We start from the raw sequence: 21,569 nt of genomic DNA on the forward strand, positions 1-21,569 counted from the left end.
ACCATAAAAAAACATTGATCGAAGTATGTTCCTATATCAATATACCTGACCGTAACAAAAAAATCGGGTATAACCATACTCCGATTCCATTAGTTTTTTATAGAGGGAGTTCGCGAACCTCTCCCATGCTACGCATGGATATCTTCATTTTGCCTTCTCTATTATAGCACATCCACATATTAGACTTAAACTAAAACGTTACACTCTGCTTGCACGTACACCTCTAAATTCATAGCCACCGCAAGTAGCGCAATCGCACTAGCTTTAATTCTTCGATATGTACGGTCACTGATGCCCATCTCATTACAGCTAATAAAGTCGTATTCACATTCATCATCTAAATAGCTACGTCGAATAACCTCCTGTTGGGTGGTGGATAAGCTTGCCATCGCTTGGTCGAGCAGCTCAGATTTTGCTTTAAGCTGTTGCTCCCGATCCACATTATAAATAGCAGCTTGGGCGGTTGTATTACTAATTTTATGTGTTGCACCATGAAAGCGTTCCTGATAGCTAGATGTCAGACTTACACTTTTACGAATGATACCAATTTGACGATAAATTCTAATTTCTTCTAAACGTTGCTCCACTGCTAATCTGGTTGCTGTACGGTCTATAGGCGCGGTATTAAAAATAAAAGAAGATACTTGATGACGTCGTTTCATAATGAGCAGCCCCTCTTTCTTTGTTACCGTTTCGGTAATTATATCTTTATTATATAGTACCATTATGGTAGTGTCAAACTAGAAATCAAACCGATTCGGTAACAAAAACCTTTACCTATGAAGTAGAATATGTTATGCTGTGTACAGTAATTTTATAGGGCAGAAGAGGGATAAGAATGCAAACATTAGGTGGGAGAATTAAATATCTCAGAGAATTAAAGCACTTAACGCAAAAGGACTTAGCTGCCCAAGCGGATCTTACGACGGTTCAGCTATCCAGGTATGAAACGAATGATCGCAAGCCAGATCCAGAAGCTTTAAGACGGATTGTGGATGCACTTCATACCAGTGGAGACTATTTGCTTGGACGAACGGAAGACCCTGCTCCGATTGAGGAAAAGGCGTTGAATATGTCCTTTTACGGTGGACCAGAGGCGTATACCGCAGATGAAATTGCAATGATGGAGGCAGCACTTAAAGCCTACCGCGAACAAAAAAAGAAGCTGTTAAAGGATTCTGAGCGTTAACGGCGAATAATAAATAATAAGATAATCACAAAAGCTAAGCCCTTCATCTGTAGGGCTATTATTTTCACGTAACAACCGAACATACATTCCTATTTTCTATTATGAGGTGGTACTATTGTTATTTTCCTACTATAAAGAAACCTTTCTCGAACAGTGGATTCATAATAAATATGAGGAGCATGGCATTATACATATTACAGACTACAGCATTGAAAACATTGCCGCTGCCTTTGATGTTAATCTTGTTTTTGGCAACTTCCCTCCCTTTTCTGATAATGAGGATCGTGTCATTTTTTTAAATAAACATAGTGATCCTGTGCTAACTAGGGCAATTTTTTTCCATGAATTATGCCATGTGCTTAGACATGCAGGTGATCAACGTGTCATGCCAGAGCTGTTTAAGGATGCGCAAGAGGCGGAAGCAGAGCAATTTGTGCTTTATGCAGCAATCCCTTTTTATATGTTTGCAAAAATGGAGGTACCTGATCAGCGCTGTGAGGCAATTCCATATCTCGCCGAGCATTTTCAAGTTTCAATGAAGGTCGCTGAGGATCGCTTGGATCAAATCCAACGTCGTATTTTACATGGCTCTTTATTAGCGGCGGCACGTGAAGCACATCAAGAAAATAAGACAAAACAACAACCAAACTGGACACCAGAAACGACACGTATTTTAGATCAGCTTAATCAACAGCTCGTTAAAAGGGGGCAATCTCATCCACATCGCCGCGTATTGTGATTTTGATGTTGAATATGTAAGACCAAGACAACTTATCGTTCGATTACAGCCTCAGGATTATGAGAAAGAAATTCTTTATTTTCCGATATCAGGTCCATTTGTGCCTTTTGAAGCAGAGGATTTTAACGAAGACTTGTGGGTTTCAGTACTCCTAGAGGATTTAGTGCGTCCAGCTAAGGGACAAGGGGTAATCGGTATCAATTTAGCAGCAATCCAAGCGCGGCATAGTATTGAGGTGCTTAATCTCGTCATTCAATTTGATGATGTGGAAGAGGTACTTTTAATGCGCTCAAGATAACAAAGTACTAATTTAAATGCTTTAATTGAATTCATTTGTGATATATGGGAATACATGTAGCCAAAAACTTCGCTTTACGCTATATCCAGCAAGTCATAAATCTACGTTGTATTCCCAGTAAATATTTGCCTATGCCTAGCTCAATAAAGTACTGATGTTACGCTAGTATACTAGCTGTAGAAGCAACATACTCCAAATTACGATCGAAAACACCCAACATAAGTGGGCAACCTTTTTTTCCTTGCGACTCCCATTTTTCACTAGACGTAATGCTAGCTTTAGTTTGGGTAAAATCTGAGAATGTATCCCTTCTGACCCTAAGCTATCTGCGATTAGATGAGTCCACCACCCTGTAATAAAACCTAAGGCTCCATACATAATTAGTTCACTTTGCTCACTTGCAAAGGAGGTTATGCCAATCGTTAATATTAACCCAAATTCAGGGGTATGTATAAAACCACGATGCGATAATAGTGGGACAAGCAACAAGCTTAGACCAGCAAAAGAGGCGATCCAATGCCAATCGTATAGCATATAACCTACAAGCAGTAATGCACCTATACCTGTTAATACCATCACTCTTAATCTAGCTAATACGGCAGATAGTAGCCCTGCTCCCATCCATAACGGCCAGCTCCGACTTACTAGCTCCATCTGTGAATGTAGCGGGAAATTAAGCGAAATGCTGGTTAGCCCTGCTTGTAAACCTAACAAAACAGCTCCAGCTACAATTAAGAAAATGGAGATACCTCTCAGCCATTTGCGTTTTTTTCGAGATAATTGAATAATTTGGCTTGCTGTACTTGATTTGTGATCGATATCGGGGGCTAAGCCACCAACAACCGCCATTCCCATAAACAGAGACAACGGTAAAAAACCTGCTTGTACATCGATAAGGGGGGACAATGCAACCATAGCTGAACCTGTGAACACTGCTGCTGCAACGTGCCCTTGCTTATTCATTCCTTAATCACATCCATTTCTGTAATTCATGCTGTAACAACTAGACCAAATTCCAATAGTGGAAATCCAAAAATCAATAAGAATAAAAAAGCCCCATCCAAACAATCTGGATGAGACTTATCATTAAATTCAATACGTAATAGTTAGACATTTTTGTATTGAGCTAGGCAAGTACTCACTTATTTACTAAGTTTACAGTTCCTCACCATTTGTTGCAATGACTTTTTGATACCATGCAAAGGAATCCTTTTTGCTACGTTTTAGCGTTCCGTTTCCTTCATCATCTAGGTCTACATAAATGAAGCCATAACGTTTAGACATTTCAGAGGTCGACATACTTACAAGGTCAATTGGGCCCCATGCTGTATAACCCATCAACTCAACACCGTCACCAATAGCTTCCTTCATTTGCTCGATATGCTGCTTCAAGTAGTCAATACGATAGTCATCATGAATAGAGCCATCTTCTTCTACCTTATCGTATGCACCAAGTCCATTTTCAACGATAAACAATGGTTTTTGGTAGCGATCATACAAGTTATTTAAAGTTACACGTAGACCGATTGGGTCAATCTGCCAACCCCAGTCCGAAGCCTTCAAGTAAGGATTTTTGACCCCATTAAACAAGTTACCAGCTGCTTCGTCCCCTTGCGGTTCTGAAGATACGGTTAACGTCATGTAGTAGCTGAAGGAAATAAAGTCAACAGTATTGTTGCGTAACAATTCCTCGTCCCCAGGCTCCATCGCGATCACAACGTCATTTTCTTCAAAGTAACGTTTAATGAAGTTAGGGTAATAACCACGTGCATGAACGTCTGTAAAGAAATAGTTCATTTGGTTTTCATGCTGTGCCTTCAAAATATCCTCTGGATTACATGTGTTTGGATAATATTCCATACGAGCCAACATACAACCAATTTGTGCGCCAGGCATAATTTCATGACCAAGCTTAGTTACCATTGCACTTGCTACAAATTGATGATGCAACGCTTGATACATCGTTTGAATTTTGTTGTCAACCTCATCCACTAATACACCGCCACCGGTATACGGGCTCATCGTCATTACATTAATTTCGTTAAAGGTCAGCCAATATTTTACTTTATCCTTGTAACGTTTAAATACGGTTTCGGCATAATTCACATAAAACTGAATCACTTCACGACTTGCCCAGCCATTATATTTTAAAGTTAAGCCAAGTGGTGTTTCATAGTGAGATAAGGTAACTAATGGCTCGATTCCATACTTTTTAAGCTCATCAAATACGTTATCATAAAACTTAAGGCCAGCTTCATTTGGCTGTGCATCGTCACCGTTCGGGAAAATACGTGCCCAGTTAATGGATACACGGAAAACCTTAAAGCCTAGCTCAGCAAACAAGGCGATATCTTCTTTATAGTTATGGTAGAAGTCGATGCCATCTCTTTTCGGAAATCTTGCCGTAAATTTTCCAGATAAAATATCTTCGATTCTTTCTTTGGAGATGTCCATTGCGTGATCATTTTTACGTTCCGCCTTAGGAACCCAAGCGACCATATCTGCTGTAGATAAACCTTTACCATCTAGATCATAACCGCCTTCAAGCTGGTTGGCTGCAGTTGCACCACCCCATAGGAAGTTTTCAGGAAATTTCAACGTTTTTTTTGCCATCTTCTTTGACCTCTTTTCGTAAGTATTTTACTAATATGGTGAGTCCACTATGGACTGATAAAAAAAACCTAAACGTCTGATAAAATTAGCGTTCCCCATTTATTAAAAAGGAAAACGTTACTTTATCATCGGTTTAGGTTTTGCCTGCAATTTGCAGTAACAATCCAAAGTTTGATGAAATTGATTTGATTAATTTTATGGTAGCATAGCATTTTTTGAAATGCAATTCATGTGGTGTAAGTTGAATTTTAATTTCAAAGATCTGCTTCGATGTCTGCTTTCTATGAAACTAGAATCCAATTTTGACTCAAAATATTACTATGTCTAATGTTAAATGCTAAGATACGTGTATATCTTTAACTCATTTAATCAGTAGATAGTGAAAATAGATCCCTACTAAGTTTTATGAGAATTAGAAAATGAGGTGTTAACATGAACATTGCAACAATCGGGACAGGAAGTATTGTAGATACATTTTTAGCGGCAGCAGAGCAAGTTGCTGGAATTACACCCATTGCTATGTATTCTCGTAAGGAGTCTACGGCAATGCCCTTAGCCCAAAAATATAAAATATCTAAAATTTATACTGATCTTAACACCTTAGTCTCTGATTCATCCATTGACTTTATTTATGTCGCGTCTCCAAATAGCCTACATTTCGAGCACACACTCCTTGCGCTTCAACATGGCAAGCACGTGATCTGTGAGAAACCATTCACATCTACGGTGGAAGAATTAGAATTATTGATACAATATGCAAAGCATAATAAGCTAATGCTGTTTGAAGCAATTACTACAATTCATTTACCCAATTACAAGCTCATTAAAGAGCAATTAAATCAACTTGGTCCAATTAAGTTCATTCAATGCAATATTAGTCAATATTCACGGAAATATAATGAATTTCTAGCTGGAGAAACACCTAACGTGTTTAATCCTAAATTTTCAGGCGGCGCATTATATGATATTAATATTTACAATATTCATTTTGTGCTTAATCTGTTTGGTAAACCATCTCATATTAATTACACTGCGAACAAGCATGCTAATGGCATTGATACTTCTGGTATTGCAGTATTAACTTATCCTGAATTTATTGCAGAATGTGTGGGTTGTAAGGACACGCGAAGTATGAATTTTGCTTTGATTCAAGGAGAAAAAGGCTATATTCATGTGCTTAATGGAGCCAATGGCTGTGAAAAGATTTTTGTCCATCTTGGTAACGAGGTACATGAAATAAATGAACAAAACAATCCAAATTGGTGTTATTACGAATTATTTAACTTCCAACAGATTTTTGAAAATAAGGACTACGATACTTGTTATGACCTTCTAGCATATAGCCGTAATGTGATTGAAACACTTGTTGCTGCACGTCGATCAGCAGGTATTTTGTTCGAAGCAGATACTCCCTCTTTATGAAGTTATTGTTCCTGCTGACTTAAAACGTACATATATAACACATCAAAAATATATTTTACGGAAATAACACTTGTTATTTTTGATAAACGCATCTGCTGCATAAGTCCATGAGTTAATAATACTTCGTTACATAACATGGCTAAAGGGGAGTTCTTATCGTGTGTGACCGCCACGATGTGCTTACTATGGTCCTGTAAAATTTTTGCAGCCTCGATCATTGACGCATTAATACCTGTATTTGAAATAAGGAAAGAGATCGTTGGTTTTTGCCTCGGTGCGCTCATTAAATAATGAAGGTTTGCATTGTTATGAGCAACAGCGTGAATACCAATTTCATTCCATTTGGCGCTTGTTTCCTCAGCAACGTAATAATTTGTATTCGTCCCGTAAATGTCCACACGCTCTGCACCTTGAATCCAATCGGCAATCCTTTCTAGTTGAGTCACGTCAAAACTTGCCTTGGTTAGCTCTAAACTTTGATTATATAAATATGGAACCTCTTCAATAATTGAAGTAAGTGAGGTCGCTTGAGAGATCACTTGTGATGTAGCATGCTCACTTTGTTGCTCCACCAACTTTTTGGGATCATACTCCAATGCAAATTGAAGCTGAAAATCTGGGTACCCTGTAAAGCCAAGCTTTTTACATAAGCGGATAATCGTCGCAGCACTTGTATATGTAATTCTCGCTAATTCATGCGCAGTACTTGTGAAGACCAACTGCGGTTTTTCTAAAATCGTATTTATAATTTCCTGCTCTAACGTAGTGACATTAGACATATATTTCAGCTTCTGCATTAGCATTTGTAAAGTTTCTTTCCCCTCGCTAACTTAATTTAAAACCTTATGACAGTTAGTCCTCAAAGTGGTTAACGCTTGATTGTATTAGTATACCATGTCCACATCATATTACTGCAACTAAAGGCTTCTTCCATCAATGCTCTACAGCACCACCTTATTTCATTTTATATTATCTGCTACCAATCTCCTAAAATGAGTATAAACCTAATACTCTTTACCTATTTTTTACATAGAATTAATATATTCTTTGATTTCTCTCGACTCTATTATGCTATTATATTTTGGAAGTTAAAAAATGAAAGAGGGGTTTAGTAACTTATGTCATGGAAAAAAAATGTGGTTAAAGCAACCGTTCGTGTGACGGCAGCAGCATTATTACTGACTCAACTACTTGGCGCAGGTGGCGCTGTCTCTGCTGCAGGTACAGACGTAGAGGTTCATTTAATTGGGATCAATGATTTCCACGGTCAGTTAGATACGACATCCATTGTTAGCGGTAAAAAGGCAGGCTCTGCTCCAATTCTAGCAACCTATTTAAAGGAAGCTAGAGCAAAACACAAAAATAGTATCCTTTTCCATAATGGAGATTCTGTAGGTGCTTCTGCACCCGTCTCATCTCTTGAAAGAGATGAACCTACGATGGAATGGATGAATATGATGGGCTTTGACGTAGCCTCTTTAGGTAATCATGAATTTGACCAAGGGATTGCGGCATTAAAGGCACAAATCTTTGGTGGACTTGATCCAAAAGAAGGCAAGGTCACTCATGCTGGCGCAAATTTCGATTATGTAAATGCAAACGTGATTGAGACCTCCACTGGCAAAACGTTAATTAAGCCTTATGTAATTAAAGAAGTAGGCGGAGTTAAAATTGGATTTATTGGTCTTGTCACTAAATCTACACCAGCTAAGGTTTCCCCATCTGGCACTAAGGGCGTTTCTTTCCTGAGTGCGGAAGAAGAGGTTGCGGCGGTCAACAAATATGCTAAGGAATTACAAGATCAAGGTGTAGAAACGATTATCGTCTTGGCACATGATCCAGCAACAACTAAAGATGGTGAAACAAAAGGTGAAGCCGCAGATTTAGCAAAGGCATTACCAGCAGATTCCCCAGTTGATGTAATTGTTGCAGGAGATAACCATGCATTAGCTAATGGTGAAGTGAACGGAAAATTGATCGTACAAGCTTATTCTTATGGAACTGCATTTGAGGATATTAAGCTGATCATCGACCCTACTACAGGGGATGTGAAAGAAAAATCAGCTACAGTTACTACTACGTTCCAAGATGGTGTTAAGCCAGATGCCGAAAGCTTAGCAATTATTAAAAAATCATTAGATAAGCACCCTGAGCTAACGAAACCAGTAGGTACAACAGACGGAACTGTTACTCGTACAGATGCTTATAATAACGAAGCTGCTTTAGGTAACTTAATTGCCGATTCAATGCGTTATGCTGACTTTGGAGATAAAGCAGAGGCTGCAGATTTTGCATTTATGAATCCAGGTGGTATTCGTGCAGATCTTCCAAATGGGGATGTTACCTTTGCAGACCTTGCAAAAATCCAACCCTTTGGCAATACCTTAGTTAAGTTAACTCTTACTGGGGAGCAAGTTAAAACCTTGCTACAGCAGCAATGGGGCAAAAATGCAGATGGTACACCAAATACAAAAACGTTGCAAATTTCCGGTTTAAAATATAGTGCTGATTTTAGCAAACCTGTAGCTGAACGTGTAACTAACGTGACATTGACAGATGGTACACCGCTTCAGGATAGCAAAACCTATACAGCTGTCGTTAACAATTTTATGGCAGCAGGTGGCGATAACTATAAAGTATTAGTTGACGCGAAGTCCTCCTTAATTGGTCCAATTGATCTTGATATTTTCTACAAATATATCGTAGATACATTTAAGGGTGGAAAAATCGAGGCTAAAATTGAAGGCCGTATTACTAATCTAAATGTGCCGAAAGTAGAAGAGCCAGGCAAGGAAAAGCCAGTTCCTGTTCCTACACCTAATCCTGTTCCAGCTCAGACTATCTCTCGTGCTGAATTTGTAACTATATTAGTGGATATTTTGAAGCTTAATGAAGTAACAACGGCTCCAAAATTCAAGGATGTTGACGCAAATGCAAGCTATGCAGATGCAATTGCAGAGGCTGCACACGCTGGCTTCATTCAAGGGTATGGTGGCAACTTTAATCCAGATCGTGAGATTACGCGCGAGGAAGCCGCTACGATCGTAGCTAAATTGTTAGCGAAGCAAGCTTTAAGTAAAGATGCTAAAAGTATTGTTGCAGAGTTCGAGGATGGTACAACGATATCTAACTATGCGGTTGAGGCTGTAGCTAAGCTACTTGAAAAAGGAGTTTTTGCGCCTGTAGACAAAAACAGATTAGATCCAAAACATGGTTTAACTCATGACGATGCAAAAGCATTAATTGAAAAAACAATTACGGCAAAAGCTTCATAAACGTTAATTCATTATAATACTAAGCGTTTATAGGTGGTTGGCACCGTTATATGTAGTAGAGGGGGATCTCAAAGCGCCGAGATGGCAACTTGGGATCCCCCTTCCATTGGCTTTTCTATCGAATAGCTGCTAGTTATTAATCAACTCCGTTGGATTCATCCCCGTTATTTTTTTAAATAATGTGCTGAAATAGGGAATGTTTTTGTAACCAACCCGTTCTGCCACCTCGTAAACTAACATGTTACGCTCTAGCAAAAGCTCACGTGCTTTTTCGATTCGCACTCTAGTTAGGTAGTTATTAAACGTTTCGCCTGTGAAATTTTTGAAAATAATTGCAAGATGATTACGTGAAATAAACACCTTGTCTGAAAGCTCTGCAAGTGTAAGTTCTTTCGCATAATGTTCATGAATATACCCCGTCATAAACTCTACGATTTGCCTGTGCTTACTACTTCCCTTCCATTGTCTACTGTTAAAAATTTGGGTGATTTTGTTCATAAGCCATTGCTGTAGTTGGTCTAGCCCTAGTAAGCCATCAATTTCCTTTACAATGTCATCATGATTAAAGAACTCATCTAACTCCTGTCCAGCTTCATATAAGGAATAGGTTATCACGCCCCATAGCTCACTTGCCATCAATTGAAGCGCCCTTTGGGAAATTGTGTGTTGCTTCTTTATTTCTAACATATAGCTACTGACAAGTTGATGTGCCTCGGATTCCTGTGATGACTTGATCGCAGTTGCCAGTTTATAGCAAAACTTAACAGGAAACAAATGGGCTTTTCCCTGCTCGATATTTTCATTTTCCCGATACATATACACCTCACAAGCAGTTGTCATTCGTAAGGTTCTATCATCCATTGCTCGAAATGCTTCTTCTGTAGAGTCAGAAATTTGTGTCCATCTATCCTTTAATCCTCCAATACCAATACGTGCAGCTAACTTCAAATAACTCCCGATATTTTGAATAAGCTTTGTCCCAAGCTCTTCTAGTTGAGGCTCTACTTGCCCCGTTTGTTGCATTTCTTCTAGGCAATGGATATCAGGATGAATAATAAGTAACGCCCTTGTGTTATGAAGCTCCGTATATTCAATATCAGAGAAAAACTTACCTGCCACTTCACACGCGATGTTACTGACAGCAAATCGAAACAGGTTCCAATCAGACAAAGACAAGCAATTGGCACGTTGATCACGAATTAGCTCAATCCCAACGGTAAAATGCTTCCGATCTAGCCAATATCGATATGGTGGGGGAATACGTCCATTCTCTTTATACAGTTCATCTAACGTTCCAACAGCTACAGAACGAACCCACTCTTTTTCCACAAAAGGCTCATACAACCTCATTTTAAATTCCAGTTCACCTACAACAATCCGCTTCTTTTCCTCTTCCTCCAGCTCCTGAATCACTTTGGACAAGATCGATTTTAATGTAGGTAAGCTAATTGGCTTAGAAATATAATCACTTACTCCAAAACGAAGTGCTTGCCTAGCATGTTCAAAATCCGAATAGCCACTCAAAATAATAATTTTACCTTGGAAGCCTTGATTCCTAAGGTGCTGTATCATCTCAATCCCACTCATAACTGGCATATACAGATCAGTAATCACAATGTCTGGCTGAACGTCGGAAATCATGAGCAAGCCGTCTTCGCCATTTAGTGCTTCTCCTCCCCATTCTGCGCCTAGCTCATCCCAAGGAATTGCCCCCTTCATTCCCTTTAAAACTTGTCGTTCATCATCAACAATGGCGATTTTCCACATCACGATTCCTCCTCTGCTAACAAGACATAAGCCTTTCACTTACTTTTCATGTGCTTTTCAGTTTCTCTTATAATCCTTTTATTTTACATTCATTCCGATTTAGTTGGAGGCGCTTGCAAGAGAGGGAGCTTAATTTCTACCCTTGTTCCTCCTTCTTGACGTTCAGACAAGGTAACACCAAAGCTTTCACCAAAATAACCAGCAATCCGCTCCTTTACATTACGTATCCCATATCCACCAGTGCGCCTTGGATTATCATTGTGCAGAGATTGCTGTAGCCCAACGCCATCATCTTCAATGACAATCTTTAGCGTATCCCCATTCTGTTCAATACTTATAAATACGTAGCCCTGATGCTTTTTATTAAAACCATGTACAATACTATTTTCTACAAAGGGCTGTAGCGTAAGCTTGGGAACATATAAGTCTTGCACCTCTGATGTTGGGGGAACGTCAATAGTATAATGAAGACCATCTCCCCAGCGAATCTGCTGAATTTCCAAATAACATTTAATATGTAGCAGCTCGTCTGCGATAGTAATAAAGCTATTTCCGTTAGATAAGCCAATCCGAAACATTTTCCCCATCAGTTCTAAAATCCGACTAAGCTCATTTTGACCTGCCTCAATCGCCATCCAGTTCAGTTGATCCAACATATTATACAAAAAATGTGGGTTAATATTAGCTTGTAGCGCTTCAATTTCCGCTTTACGTTGCTGTTCATAACGTTGCTCTAACGTCAGGTATAGCTCTTCAATTCGTTCATTTTGTTTACGATAGCCCGAAAATAAATAGCCAAATTCGTTTTCATAATCACGAGGAAGGTCTGCATGACCGCCAGGACCACCACGTCCAGCGCCACCAACGGAATAAACACGCATCGCAGTCACTAATTTTTTAATCGGCTTTGTAAACTGTCTGCTTAAGAAGTGGGTAATTAATAACACAAGTAAAATTGCGGCAGCACCAATCAGCGCAATTAATTCTGCTAGCTTGACACTACTTGTTGTCACCTGTGTCCATGACGTAAATTCTATCAAAGTCCAATTGGAATTATTCATTCTGGAGTAAACAAGCAAAGTGTCCTGTAACTCACCTGTTTCGGGGATATGCACATAACCTGATTGATTACTTTTAAGATCTACCCACTTCGACCATTGACTTTGCTCAAGTGTGGCGCCAATTTTCATCATTTGTTGTCCATCACTGCCAACCATAATTCGATTCGCCCCGTCTGAGTTCCCCGCTAGCAGTTTACGAATTTCATTGGCTTTAATATGAATAACTAGAACACCTAAAGAATCATTTTCATTACTCACCTTTCGGGCAAAGCTAAGCACTGGAATCTCACCCTGTGTACTGACAAAATTGTATTCCTGTGACCAACAATAATCGCTTTTCACCAAACATTTAGACCATTTTTGCTCATCCAGCTTTTGCAGGTCTCTAAACTGAATATAATTTTGACGTTCGCTTAAAATTGGGTTATCCATATAAAGATCAATGCCCTGTATTATCGGAATGGCATAGGTTAAGTTAGCTAGACCACTTTCCACCCCTGCACGTCGACGATACCGCTGAAAGTCATCTTGTCTATTAATTAAAAAATTAACCAGTTCTGTATCCCGTGAGCTAGAGAGGGAGATCTGTTCAATCATAATCAAGCGGGTGTTAATTTCATTGTTACGCTCATCTAGCAATTGCTGCTGATAATGAGAGGTTGCCTTCACAAGTGCTTTAGAAGAATTGCTATAGCTTGTCCAGGCAATAACTGCAATTACGGTAATAAGAATGAGGGCAAAGCTATAAAAAAACAGGCGATCAATTCGATATTTTTTAAAAGGATTAGTCAAAGGCACTCCCTACCTTCTCTACCTATTTAGACGAAATAAACGGTAAAGCTACGAGTTTATTCGATGCTTTACCGTAATAAAATGTTTTATATATTTTAACCTTTAATCCCTGTTGTTGCAATTCCTTCCACAAAATATTTTTGTAGTAACATGAAGACGATTGTAGCAGGAATAATTGAGACAAGCGACATCGCAAGTAGTTGTCCCCACTCCGCCGCAGATTGGGAGTCATTAATCATTCGTAGCGCCAAACCTACCGTATATTTTTCTACTGAATTGATGTATAACAGGTGTCCGAGGAAATCATCCCAGTTCCATAAGAAGCAAAAAATTGTAACCGTCACGATCGCAGGGAACGCTAACGGCATTACCACACGCCAGAAAATACCGAACCATGAGCAACCATCTATTTTCGCCGATTCATCTAGTTCCCTTGGCACACCTCGAATAAATTGAATGAGTAGGAAGACGAAAAAGCTTCCTCCCGCCCCGCCTGCAAGAAGATGGGGGACGATAAATGGCAAATAGCTATTTACCCAACCTAGTTGATGAAACAAGGAATATTGCGGAATAATTAACACTTGCCCTGGCATCATTAATGTCAACATTAAAATCCCAAACCAAAACTTTTTCAAAGGAAAATCCAATCTTGCAAAACCAAATGCGACTAAAGTACAGGATATTAATGTGGTAATAATAACGGCGATTTCGAGTAAAAACGTATTAAGGTAAAAATGAGTAAAGGTGTAGCCAGGTACAGCATTCCAGCCCTTCACAAAGTTATCCCAATGCAGCACAGAAGGAAAAATTGAGGGGGAGCTAAGCTCAGTTGCGTCTTTGAGAGAAGCACCTACCCACCAAATAATGGGATAGACCATAATGAAGCTAAAGAGAATCATAAACAGATGACGCAACGTTGGCTTCCATTGTATTCTTTTTAGTGTACTCATCTGCGTTTTTTCCCTCCCCTTTTCTCTCCTGTATCTGACTCGTAAAATACCCAATATCTAGAGCTGAAGGCGATCAATACTGTTGCAATCACAATGACAACCAGCATAATCCATGCCAACGCTGAGGCATAACCTAGCTCATAGCGGCTAAATGCACGCTCGTATAAATAAAGTGCATACACATAGGTTGCGTTCATTGGCCCACCATTTGTTATAACAAAGGCGGAGGTGAACATTTGGAATGCACCAATTACAGCCATAATTAAGTTAAAGTAAAAGATCGGTGAAAGCATAGGTAAAGTAATTTTGAAAAACTGCACGAATTTATTGGCGCCATCCACCGAAGACGCTTCATACAAATCGTTAGGAATCTGCTTTAAGCCCGCCAGAAAAATTACCATCGTCGAGCCAAATTGCCACACGGTTAATAAAATTAGAGTCCCAAGTGCGGTATCTGGACTAGTAATCCAGCCTTTCCCTTCAAACCCAAACACAGCAATCAATTTGTTAAATACGCCATCTACACCAAAAATGTTACGCCATAATAGCGATACTCCGATACTCCCCCCAATTAGAGAAGGGAAATAAATCGCTGTCCGATATACGCCAATTCCTTTTACTGCTTTATTAAGGATGATAGCAACAAATAACGCTACCGCAAGCTTTAAAGGCACTGAGGCCAATACATAGGTAAAGGTTACCTTTGCAGATTGAATAAAATTAGGATCAGAAGTAAAAATACGTTCGTAGTTACGCGTGCCTATCCATTCCATTGGCTGCATTAACGTATAGTTTGTAAAGGAATAATAAAGAGATAAAAACAAAGGATACGCTGTAAGTGCCAAAAATCCGATCAGCCAAGGTGAAATAAATAAGTAGCCTGCTAGGGGCGCGTTCCATCTACTCCGAAAATAAGATGCTTTTTTCTTTTTGGGGGTAGGTTGGACTACAGTGGCTGTGGAACTTTTCATCTATGTTCACCTCTTGATTCAATTTTTAATGGGGTATAGTTTAAATTAGTGGTTGACAACATCCCAAGCAAGCGAAGGGACAAGGATTCTGGAGAAGTGAAACGTTCATCTCTTAAAACCAGATTTCAACCCTCAAGTTGCCATGAAATAATAAGGAATCTGGTTTTAACAATGATCGCAAGAACCCTCTGTCCTGTAGCCTTCCATCTCCATTATTGGTAACCACTAATTTTTGTTCAGACCTATTTATAATAATTATTTTTCATAGGACAACGATGCATCCTTTAACTGCTCAAACGCCTTCTCTGGTGTAATTTTGCCAAAGCTAAGCTGATCGCGTACTAACACCCAGTCTTTATCAATAAAGTTCGTCCAGCCACCTGCACCAGCAGACCACGCCTGACCATCCTTTTCAGTTGCACGTAGAAGACCTAAGCCCACCTTATCCAGTTCACTCATGTTTGCTTCAAGTGATGCTGAAATATCTTTATTCGCAGGTAAGCCACGGAAGGTTTGCAGAATATTCCCTGCCTCTGGATCGTTAACTAGCCAATTTACAAACTTTTTAGCTTCCTCTGCATGCTTAGAATCTTTGGAAACAGATAAGAACATTGAAGGCTTTAACCATCCGCCAGCTTGCTCTGCACGTGGCATTGTGACAAGGGCATATGCACCCGGCTTGATGCTGTCCCAAGTACCTAAGTTATTGGAAAAGCTATAACGGAATAAAACTTTTCCTGCTGACAATAAATCCATTTGTGGATCATGCTCTTTATCAGATGCGTTCACATCTGCTGGAGGCACTAGTCCTAATGAACGAAGCTCTTCAAACTTTTTCGTCCACTCTAAGAAGGAAGCTTGATCGATGTTGAAATGTCCATCATCTGTAACCACTTGCCCTTTACCTTTAGCATATTGGTAAGCTGAATACATAAAGTAGTTACCTGCATAGTCTAATGTGAAATATTGGCCACTTGGTAATTTAGACTTGGATTCCTTTGCTAAAGCAAAGAAGTCATCCCATGTCCAGCCATCACTAGGATTAGCAATGCCAAGCTTATCCATAGCTGCTTTATCATAAACCATACCAAACGCTACAGAACCCATTGGAACTGCGTATTGCTTTCCATTTAATTGGCCACCTGATAGCAATTTTGTATCAAATTTACTAACATCCACCTCAGGAGATAACTCAGTTAATTGGTTACGTCCCATCCAATCTGGCATCCAGCCTGGATCAAGCTGTATAACGTCAGGTGCATTATTTGAAGCAGCTTGTGTCGATAATTTATCCAAATACCCATCCATCCCAGAATATTCAGGCTCAAAAGTAACGTTTGGATTGTTTTTAGTGTACAATTCCAGTGCTTTCAATGTTGCTTCATGACGTGGTTGAGATCCCCACCACATAATACGTAGCTTGACAGGCTCATTGCTGGACGTAGCAGGCTTGTCGCCATTTGCTGTTTTACTTGAATTTTTTGTGTCTCCACTACTTCCACATGCAACTAAAGTCCCCATTATTCCTATGACAGTTAAAACCGAGAGAAAGCGCTTCCATTTAGACATTCTTAACCCTCCTAATTATATCTGTGTGAATATTCCTACATCGTTATATTAACAATTATGAAAACAAGTTTGTATATGAGTAATGCACGATTTATTTCAAAATCTCACGGAAATTGAAGGATGAAATAATAAAAACCCTAGCTATCCACGAAGTTCTATTGCAGGCTTCGCAAATAATTTGGGTTTTACATTTGTAATAATCTATTTGGTTTTTATTCTACGTTACGTCTTTTCCATTCATCCTCTACAATACGCATTTCAATCAAATTCAAGCTTTTATCCTTCATCTTGGTATAGTTTGGAATAAATTTATCTTCCATAAAACCTACGCTTTTATAACAATTTAAGGCAGAGATATTGTAATCAAATACCCCTAATGTAATTCGTTGTAATTTTAAATCTTCAAAACCAACCTTCAAGATGGCTAGAAGCATTTGTTCACCGTAGCCCTTACCTCTACTACCTGGATCGCCAAGAAGTACTTTTCCAATTCGCCCTGTTCTATTTTCTCGATCTATTGCACCAATTGAGATATGACCAATGCTTTTATTTGTACCTGAATCTAATACCTTATAAATTAGTTTACTAGAGGTATCAATATCATTCGCATCTTCAAGATAAGCCTCTAATTGCTCCTTAGTAAGTGGGTATTTAAAATGTATCCCAGCCCATTGTAATAAAAAGGCTTCATCCCCACTCCAACTAATCAGTTGCTCAATATCTGATGCTTCAAAATACTTTAGTGTGATCATGGCATGACTCCTTCGCTAGTTGGGGGTGTTTGTCACCCACTTATTTAAATAATTAAAATTAATTATACCAAAATTCTATTTACCTTAAATATTATCATACTTGAAATTAAGGTTTTCTTTAAATTTCATTATGAGTACACTTTCTTTATGTTCCCTTTTGATGCTTCCAAGAAAAAGCCAGTATTCATATACAACGGATGGACAGGATAATCTACTTCTCTAATTATTCCTTTAATATTTTTTTTATTAACAACAATTGCATTAGGAAAGTTTCTTCGGTACTCAATTTGGTGATGTTTTAAAATGTCCAACTTGCCCCAAGCAAAAAACACAAAATCGTACTTTTCTTCATAGACTCTTCTCTTAAACATAAGCTCCTGAAAATCTGTCATCCTTTTTACATATTTTTTCGCCTGATCGCTATCTTTTTCCCTGAGATTAAAAATATTCTCAATATGAATAGTATACTTTGGAGGGAGTGTTTCATTATCTTGTTTATAAGCTTTTTGTATTAACCCTATCAATTTCTTCATTGTGTTATCTTGTTTAGTTAAAACAGGCTCTATCGTTTCATATTCACTATTTTGTAGTGATTCAAAAATACTTTCATCCTCAGGTCTTGCATCCCCTGGATTCATCATAACAACTAAACCAATAACCTTACCTGCACCACCATCAGCATGAAATTCTGTTGAATGACGAAAAATTTGAAATCCTTCATGCGTTTTTCTTGATACAAAATGGGCATACGTATTCATTCTTTTCCTCCTTTAGATAAATGGGTAGTTATCTTGGAAGTCTTAAATGCAATGCTATACCCAATGTTATTAATTTTATAGCTCCTTGCCACACTTCGAGCAAAACATATATAAATCATTTTCTATTTTGTTCCCACAATAAGGGCAGTAATTTAGAGCTCCTTCGGCTTGAGCTTGGTGTGAGTGGGTATCCTTATATGGGTTTTTACGTTGATGGGTGACCTCTTCATATTCTGCTTTACTAATAAATCGGTCAATTGGATCCGGTTCTTCATCACCTTCAGTGATATCATACATCGACATACGATTTTTACTTGTTGCATTTATAAAATGAAATATGGCTTGCGCAATGGCTACTCCCACAAATAGTACCCCAAAAAGCACAAAGAAAATTGGTGCTCCCATGCTGGAAGCCATGATGGTCCAAAACACACCAAATATCCCAGCAGCAATACTAGCTACTCCCCCCATTGCAGACGACCCTCTCCCAGGTTTAACACTTCTTCTCAATGAAATCCCCCTCTTTGTGTAAGATATAATTTCTATTTACATTAAGGCTTATTTATAGACCTACTTATCAAATAGTAATATTTTTGTATGACAGTAAGAATTGCCCTTTTCCATCCTATTATAATCTATAATGTATTTACTGGTTTCCTTAATTTATGAATAAATATATGTTAGCGGAGGTATTTTGTGAATTATAAAAAAATTTTAGTGTTCCTTACGTTTATTTTATTTGCTATCCCATTACTGATATATCCACTGGTCATCGTAGCCAACATCATGACCCTTGCTGGTGAGAGTTCTGGAAAAGAGGCTCCCTTTTTAAATATCATCATTATTTCATTTGTGACTGCCACTAGCCTTTACCCACTTACTTATATTTTTTCTTTAATTTTTTACAATATAAAAGGAAAGCTCCATAAAAAGCTGTGGGTGTTGCTGTCACCTGCATTTCATTTGATCTTAACGATGACTTTATTTTTAATATGGAAAATGTTTGAGAGCTAGCGCTTTAATACTGGTTTAATTGCTTTACGCAACCAAAAGGCAAGCACAGTACCTGCCCCCCATGAACTTGGGTTTTGCAGGTATTCGTTATAATGATCGTTCATCATATAAGTCCGTGTGGAGGTGGGGCTTTTTAGCCCAAACTCCTCCCATACTGCTGGATCGTTAGAACCGCCAAGCTGAATGAGCATGTTATCTACTTCTTGCTGTAATTTAAGCGGAATTTCGTTATAGGCTTGAATAATTTGGTCATGAAATTCATTGATTGGATTGCGGTTGCCAAGACTAGTCAAGTGTATGCTCTCACGAATATATGAAACGTATGCTAGATGCTCCGCCCAAAGCTTGTCTATATAATAAAGTCGCACCCTCCGCTCAGAAGGACTCATTTGGAGTTCCCCTTTTAAAATAGAAAGCCGTTCCTTATACAGCATCCGCCGCTGAATTTCGAGCACATCGGAATAACGGTTTAGTTCCTGACGAATATCAAAGTTTTGTCCCATCATCATACGCTGAATTTGCCCAATTTTTTTACTTAACATTGGTTCATCAATCACCTGTTCTTGCCTTGGAACAGAAATCATTTTATCCAAGCCAAAGCGCATCAGCAGCTCATCTTCTAAGCTCACAATAAATACGGAACCTCCAGGATCACCTTGGCGACCTGCCCGTCCACGTAATTGGTCATCAATTCGCATGCTCTGGTGCACATGTGTACCAATGACGTATAAGCCCCCTAGCTTCGCAACCCGCTCTGCTTCTGCTGGATTTCCACCTCCCAGCCGAATATCAACACCTCGTCCCGCCATATTCGTAGATACGGTTACGGCTCCAAATTCCCCTGCTTTAGAGATAATCTCAGCTTCTTTGGCATCGTTTTTGGCATTTAAAACATGGCAAGTCACGTTAGCAACTTCTAGTGCCTCAGACAGGATGTTCGACTCTTCCACACTAGCTGTACCAATAAGAATTGGACGCCCTGTTGCATGGACGGAAGAAATTTCTTGTACAAGTGCCTTTAGCTTCGCCTCTTTATGCGTATAGACTCTATGCGGCTCATCCCTTCGTTGATTAGGTTGATTGGGGGGAATCTGTAAAACCTGCAATTCGTATAACGCCTTAAACTCAATTGCTGAGGCATGAGCCGTCGCTGTCATTCCAGAAATTTTGGGATATAAGCTAAGGAAGTGTTGAAGTGTAATTGTACCTAACACTCTGCCACCTGCTTTAGGTTGTATTCCTTCTTTAGCATAAAGTGCTGTTTGTAAACCGTCAGGCAAATGTCTATTTTCTGCTACACGACCCGTATATTCATCAATTAATTCAATTTGACCATTTCGAACGATATAATCTACATCTTTTTTTAGTAAAACTTCCGCGTGTAATGCACAATTTAAAGACATCAACAACTGGCTATGGTGACTATCGTATAAATCACCACATCCCAATAGTTCTTCCACTTTGGTAGCACCTTCTTCATTTAAATACACATTGCGTTTAAATTCATCGAAATCATAATGCATATGTAGCTTAAGCTGCCGCACAACCTCGGCCAATTCCATTTCCGCCTTTTCAGACATTTCTCTATCCCCAGCAATGATTAACGGAACACGCGCTTCATCAAGAAGCAAGGAATCCGCTTCATCTACAATGACGTAGTGAAAGAGACGGTGAACAAGCTCAGCTTTATCAAGTGCAATAGTATCACGCAAATAATCAAAACCTGCTTCTTTCGCCGTTACATAAGTAATATCTGCCCCATATGCAGCCCTTTTTTGAGATAAACTCATATTTGCTTGAATTGCATTTACGGACAGTCCAAGAAAAGTATAAATAGGACTCATCCAAGCCGAATCTCGACTTGCTAAATACTCATTAAAGGTCAGCACATGAACACCTTTGCCAGTTAAGGCGTGAAGATATGCAGGCATAACCGCGGAGAGCGTTTTTCCTTCTCCTGTGTGCTGTTCAATTAAATATCCCTCATACAAAGCAATCGCAGCCATAATCTGGACATCGTAGGGACATAAGCCAAGCTTCCTTTTTGCTGTCTCATAAACAAGTGCGTAGGCATCTACAAGTAACTCGTCCAAAGGTGTACCCTCTATTGCTTCCTTCTTTAAACGAAGGGATTCCGCTTGTAACTCTTGGTCATTCCAAGCTTCCAAATTACGATTTTTGATCTGTTTGGTCTTCGCTTTTAACTGTGCTAGTTTGTGGTTGTGATCACGATTTTTGAAGCTTTGGATTAACTTCGTTGCTGGATTCATCAAATAAAATCTCTCCTTTGCGATAGACTACTGTTGCCCACATTAGCCTGGATTAGCTTGGTATTGATCTATTTACGTACAAAAGCCCCAAACGTTGCACGTTTATTCTGCTTACACATTTCCAATGAA

General features: G+C 39.0%; 19 protein-coding genes and 1 riboswitch. Of the genes, 6 read left to right on the forward strand and 13 right to left on the reverse strand.

Annotation, left to right across the window (positions count from 1 at the left end; genetic code table 11):
• Positions 1 to 83 precede the first annotated feature (83 nt).
• A riboswitch (PreQ1 riboswitch) is annotated at positions 84 to 127 on the reverse strand.
• A 58-nt stretch (positions 128 to 185) separates the two neighbouring features.
• A complete protein-coding gene (locus tag ABE099_RS10845) occupies positions 186 to 662 on the reverse strand; it encodes an ArpU family phage packaging/lysis transcriptional regulator (protein ID WP_430030173.1) in 477 nt (158 codons plus the stop codon).
• A 176-nt stretch (positions 663 to 838) separates the two neighbouring features.
• Here ABE099_RS10845 and ABE099_RS10850 point away from each other — a divergent pair, with 176 nt between their 5' ends.
• From ABE099_RS10850 to ABE099_RS10860, 3 genes are all read left to right on the forward strand, one after another.
• Positions 839 to 1,189 (forward strand): helix-turn-helix domain-containing protein, encoded by a 351-nt coding sequence (locus tag ABE099_RS10850; protein WP_210088429.1) that lies wholly within the window; start codon positions 839 to 841, stop codon positions 1,187 to 1,189.
• 115 nt (positions 1,190 to 1,304) lie between these two features.
• Positions 1,305 to 1,928 (forward strand): ImmA/IrrE family metallo-endopeptidase, encoded by a 624-nt coding sequence (locus ABE099_RS10855; protein WP_430030175.1) that lies wholly within the window; start codon positions 1,305 to 1,307, stop codon positions 1,926 to 1,928.
• A 100-nt stretch (positions 1,929 to 2,028) separates the two neighbouring features.
• On the forward strand, positions 2,029 to 2,226 hold the full coding sequence (locus tag ABE099_RS10860) for a hypothetical protein (protein ID WP_430030178.1): 198 nt from the start codon (positions 2,029 to 2,031) through the stop codon (positions 2,224 to 2,226).
• A 162-nt stretch (positions 2,227 to 2,388) separates the two neighbouring features.
• Here the strand turns inward: ABE099_RS10860 and ABE099_RS10865 are convergent, their stop codons facing one another.
• Entirely contained in the window at positions 2,389 to 3,189 is an 801-nt protein-coding gene (locus tag ABE099_RS10865; protein WP_430030181.1) for a metal-dependent hydrolase, read from the reverse strand.
• 192 nt (positions 3,190 to 3,381) lie between these two features.
• A complete protein-coding gene (locus ABE099_RS10870) occupies positions 3,382 to 4,839 on the reverse strand; it encodes a glycoside hydrolase family 1 protein (RefSeq protein ID WP_430030183.1) in 1,458 nt (485 codons plus the stop codon).
• A 432-nt stretch (positions 4,840 to 5,271) separates the two neighbouring features.
• Between ABE099_RS10870 and ABE099_RS10875 the strand changes: the two genes are divergently transcribed.
• Positions 5,272 to 6,261, forward strand: a complete 990-nt coding sequence (locus tag ABE099_RS10875) for a Gfo/Idh/MocA family protein (protein WP_430030185.1) — start codon at positions 5,272 to 5,274, stop codon at positions 6,259 to 6,261.
• A 2-nt stretch (positions 6,262 to 6,263) separates the two neighbouring features.
• On the opposite strand, the gene ABE099_RS10880 is transcribed toward ABE099_RS10875, so the two are convergent.
• Entirely contained in the window at positions 6,264 to 7,058 is a 795-nt protein-coding gene (locus ABE099_RS10880) for a MurR/RpiR family transcriptional regulator (protein WP_430030188.1), read from the reverse strand.
• A gap of 321 nt (positions 7,059 to 7,379) precedes the next feature.
• On the opposite strand from ABE099_RS10880, the gene ABE099_RS10885 reads away from it, so the two are divergent.
• Entirely contained in the window at positions 7,380 to 9,536 is a 2,157-nt protein-coding gene (locus tag ABE099_RS10885) for a 5'-nucleotidase C-terminal domain-containing protein (RefSeq protein WP_430030190.1), read from the forward strand.
• Positions 9,537 to 9,665: 129 nt separating this feature from the next.
• On the opposite strand, the gene ABE099_RS10890 is transcribed toward ABE099_RS10885, so the two are convergent.
• The 8 genes from ABE099_RS10890 to ABE099_RS10925 form a co-directional block, all read right to left on the reverse strand.
• Positions 9,666 to 11,303 (reverse strand): response regulator transcription factor, encoded by a 1,638-nt coding sequence (locus tag ABE099_RS10890; RefSeq protein ID WP_430030574.1) that lies wholly within the window; start codon positions 11,301 to 11,303, stop codon positions 9,666 to 9,668.
• A gap of 89 nt (positions 11,304 to 11,392) precedes the next feature.
• A complete protein-coding gene (locus ABE099_RS10895; protein ID WP_430030192.1) occupies positions 11,393 to 13,156 on the reverse strand; it encodes a sensor histidine kinase in 1,764 nt (587 codons plus the stop codon).
• Between the two features lie 95 nt (positions 13,157 to 13,251).
• Entirely contained in the window at positions 13,252 to 14,106 is an 855-nt protein-coding gene (locus ABE099_RS10900) for a carbohydrate ABC transporter permease (protein ID WP_210088437.1), read from the reverse strand.
• Positions 14,103 to 15,077: a carbohydrate ABC transporter permease gene (locus ABE099_RS10905; protein ID WP_430030194.1), complete on the reverse strand. Its 975-nt coding sequence runs from the start codon at positions 15,075 to 15,077 to the stop codon at positions 14,103 to 14,105. The genes ABE099_RS10900 and ABE099_RS10905 overlap by 4 nt, the downstream gene beginning before the upstream one ends.
• Positions 15,078 to 15,332: 255 nt before the next feature.
• Positions 15,333 to 16,646 (reverse strand): ABC transporter substrate-binding protein, encoded by a 1,314-nt coding sequence (locus tag ABE099_RS10910; protein WP_430030196.1) that lies wholly within the window; start codon positions 16,644 to 16,646, stop codon positions 15,333 to 15,335.
• A gap of 212 nt (positions 16,647 to 16,858) precedes the next feature.
• Positions 16,859 to 17,398 (reverse strand): GNAT family N-acetyltransferase, encoded by a 540-nt coding sequence (locus ABE099_RS10915; RefSeq protein ID WP_430030198.1) that lies wholly within the window; start codon positions 17,396 to 17,398, stop codon positions 16,859 to 16,861.
• Positions 17,399 to 17,526: 128 nt separating this feature from the next.
• A complete protein-coding gene (locus ABE099_RS10920) occupies positions 17,527 to 18,156 on the reverse strand; it encodes a hypothetical protein (protein WP_430030200.1) in 630 nt (209 codons plus the stop codon).
• A 75-nt stretch (positions 18,157 to 18,231) separates the two neighbouring features.
• Positions 18,232 to 18,666, reverse strand: a complete 435-nt coding sequence (locus ABE099_RS10925) for a zinc ribbon domain-containing protein (protein WP_430030202.1) — start codon at positions 18,664 to 18,666, stop codon at positions 18,232 to 18,234.
• A 186-nt stretch (positions 18,667 to 18,852) separates the two neighbouring features.
• Between ABE099_RS10925 and ABE099_RS10930 the strand changes: the two genes are divergently transcribed.
• Positions 18,853 to 19,170 carry a hypothetical protein gene (locus tag ABE099_RS10930; RefSeq protein WP_430030204.1) on the forward strand — a complete coding sequence of 106 codons (318 nt, stop codon included), beginning with the start codon at positions 18,853 to 18,855 and terminating at the stop codon, positions 19,168 to 19,170.
• Here the strand turns inward: ABE099_RS10930 and ABE099_RS10935 are convergent.
• Positions 19,167 to 21,440: a DEAD/DEAH box helicase gene (locus ABE099_RS10935; protein ID WP_430030206.1), complete on the reverse strand. Its 2,274-nt coding sequence runs from the start codon at positions 21,438 to 21,440 to the stop codon at positions 19,167 to 19,169. The two genes, ABE099_RS10930 and ABE099_RS10935, sit on opposite strands and share 4 nt — an antisense overlap.
• Positions 21,441 to 21,569 lie beyond the last annotated feature (129 nt).

The organism is Paenibacillus turicensis (genome assembly GCF_050461185.1).
Classification (GTDB): domain Bacteria; phylum Bacillota; class Bacilli; order Paenibacillales; family Paenibacillaceae; genus Fontibacillus; species Fontibacillus turicensis_A.

Bases quoted from the DNA above. Each gene is read 5' to 3' on its own strand.
- ABE099_RS10845 (WP_430030173.1), bottom strand. From the start codon at position 662: ATGAAACGACGTCATCAAGTATCTTCTTTTATTTTTAATACCGCGCCT.
- ABE099_RS10850 (WP_210088429.1), top strand. From the start codon at position 839: ATGCAAACATTAGGTGGGAGAATTAAATATCTCAGAGAATTAAAGCAC.
- ABE099_RS10865 (WP_430030181.1), bottom strand. From the start codon at position 3,189: ATGAATAAGCAAGGGCACGTTGCAGCAGCAGTGTTCACAGGTTCAGCT.
- ABE099_RS10870 (WP_430030183.1), bottom strand. From the start codon at position 4,839: ATGGCAAAAAAAACGTTGAAATTTCCTGAAAACTTCCTATGGGGTGGT.
- ABE099_RS10875 (WP_430030185.1), top strand. From the start codon at position 5,272: ATGAACATTGCAACAATCGGGACAGGAAGTATTGTAGATACATTTTTA.
- ABE099_RS10880 (WP_430030188.1), bottom strand. From the start codon at position 7,058: ATGCAGAAGCTGAAATATATGTCTAATGTCACTACGTTAGAGCAGGAA.
- ABE099_RS10885 (WP_430030190.1), top strand. From the start codon at position 7,380: ATGTCATGGAAAAAAAATGTGGTTAAAGCAACCGTTCGTGTGACGGCA.
- ABE099_RS10890 (WP_430030574.1), bottom strand. From the start codon at position 11,303: ATGTGGAAAATCGCCATTGTTGATGATGAACGACAAGTTTTAAAGGGA.
- ABE099_RS10900 (WP_210088437.1), bottom strand. From the start codon at position 14,106: ATGAGTACACTAAAAAGAATACAATGGAAGCCAACGTTGCGTCATCTG.
- ABE099_RS10905 (WP_430030194.1), bottom strand. From the start codon at position 15,077: ATGAAAAGTTCCACAGCCACTGTAGTCCAACCTACCCCCAAAAAGAAA.
- ABE099_RS10910 (WP_430030196.1), bottom strand. From the start codon at position 16,646: ATGTCTAAATGGAAGCGCTTTCTCTCGGTTTTAACTGTCATAGGAATA.
- ABE099_RS10915 (WP_430030198.1), bottom strand. From the start codon at position 17,398: ATGATCACACTAAAGTATTTTGAAGCATCAGATATTGAGCAACTGATT.
- ABE099_RS10920 (WP_430030200.1), bottom strand. From the start codon at position 18,156: ATGAATACGTATGCCCATTTTGTATCAAGAAAAACGCATGAAGGATTT.
- ABE099_RS10935 (WP_430030206.1), bottom strand. From the start codon at position 21,440: ATGAATCCAGCAACGAAGTTAATCCAAAGCTTCAAAAATCGTGATCAC.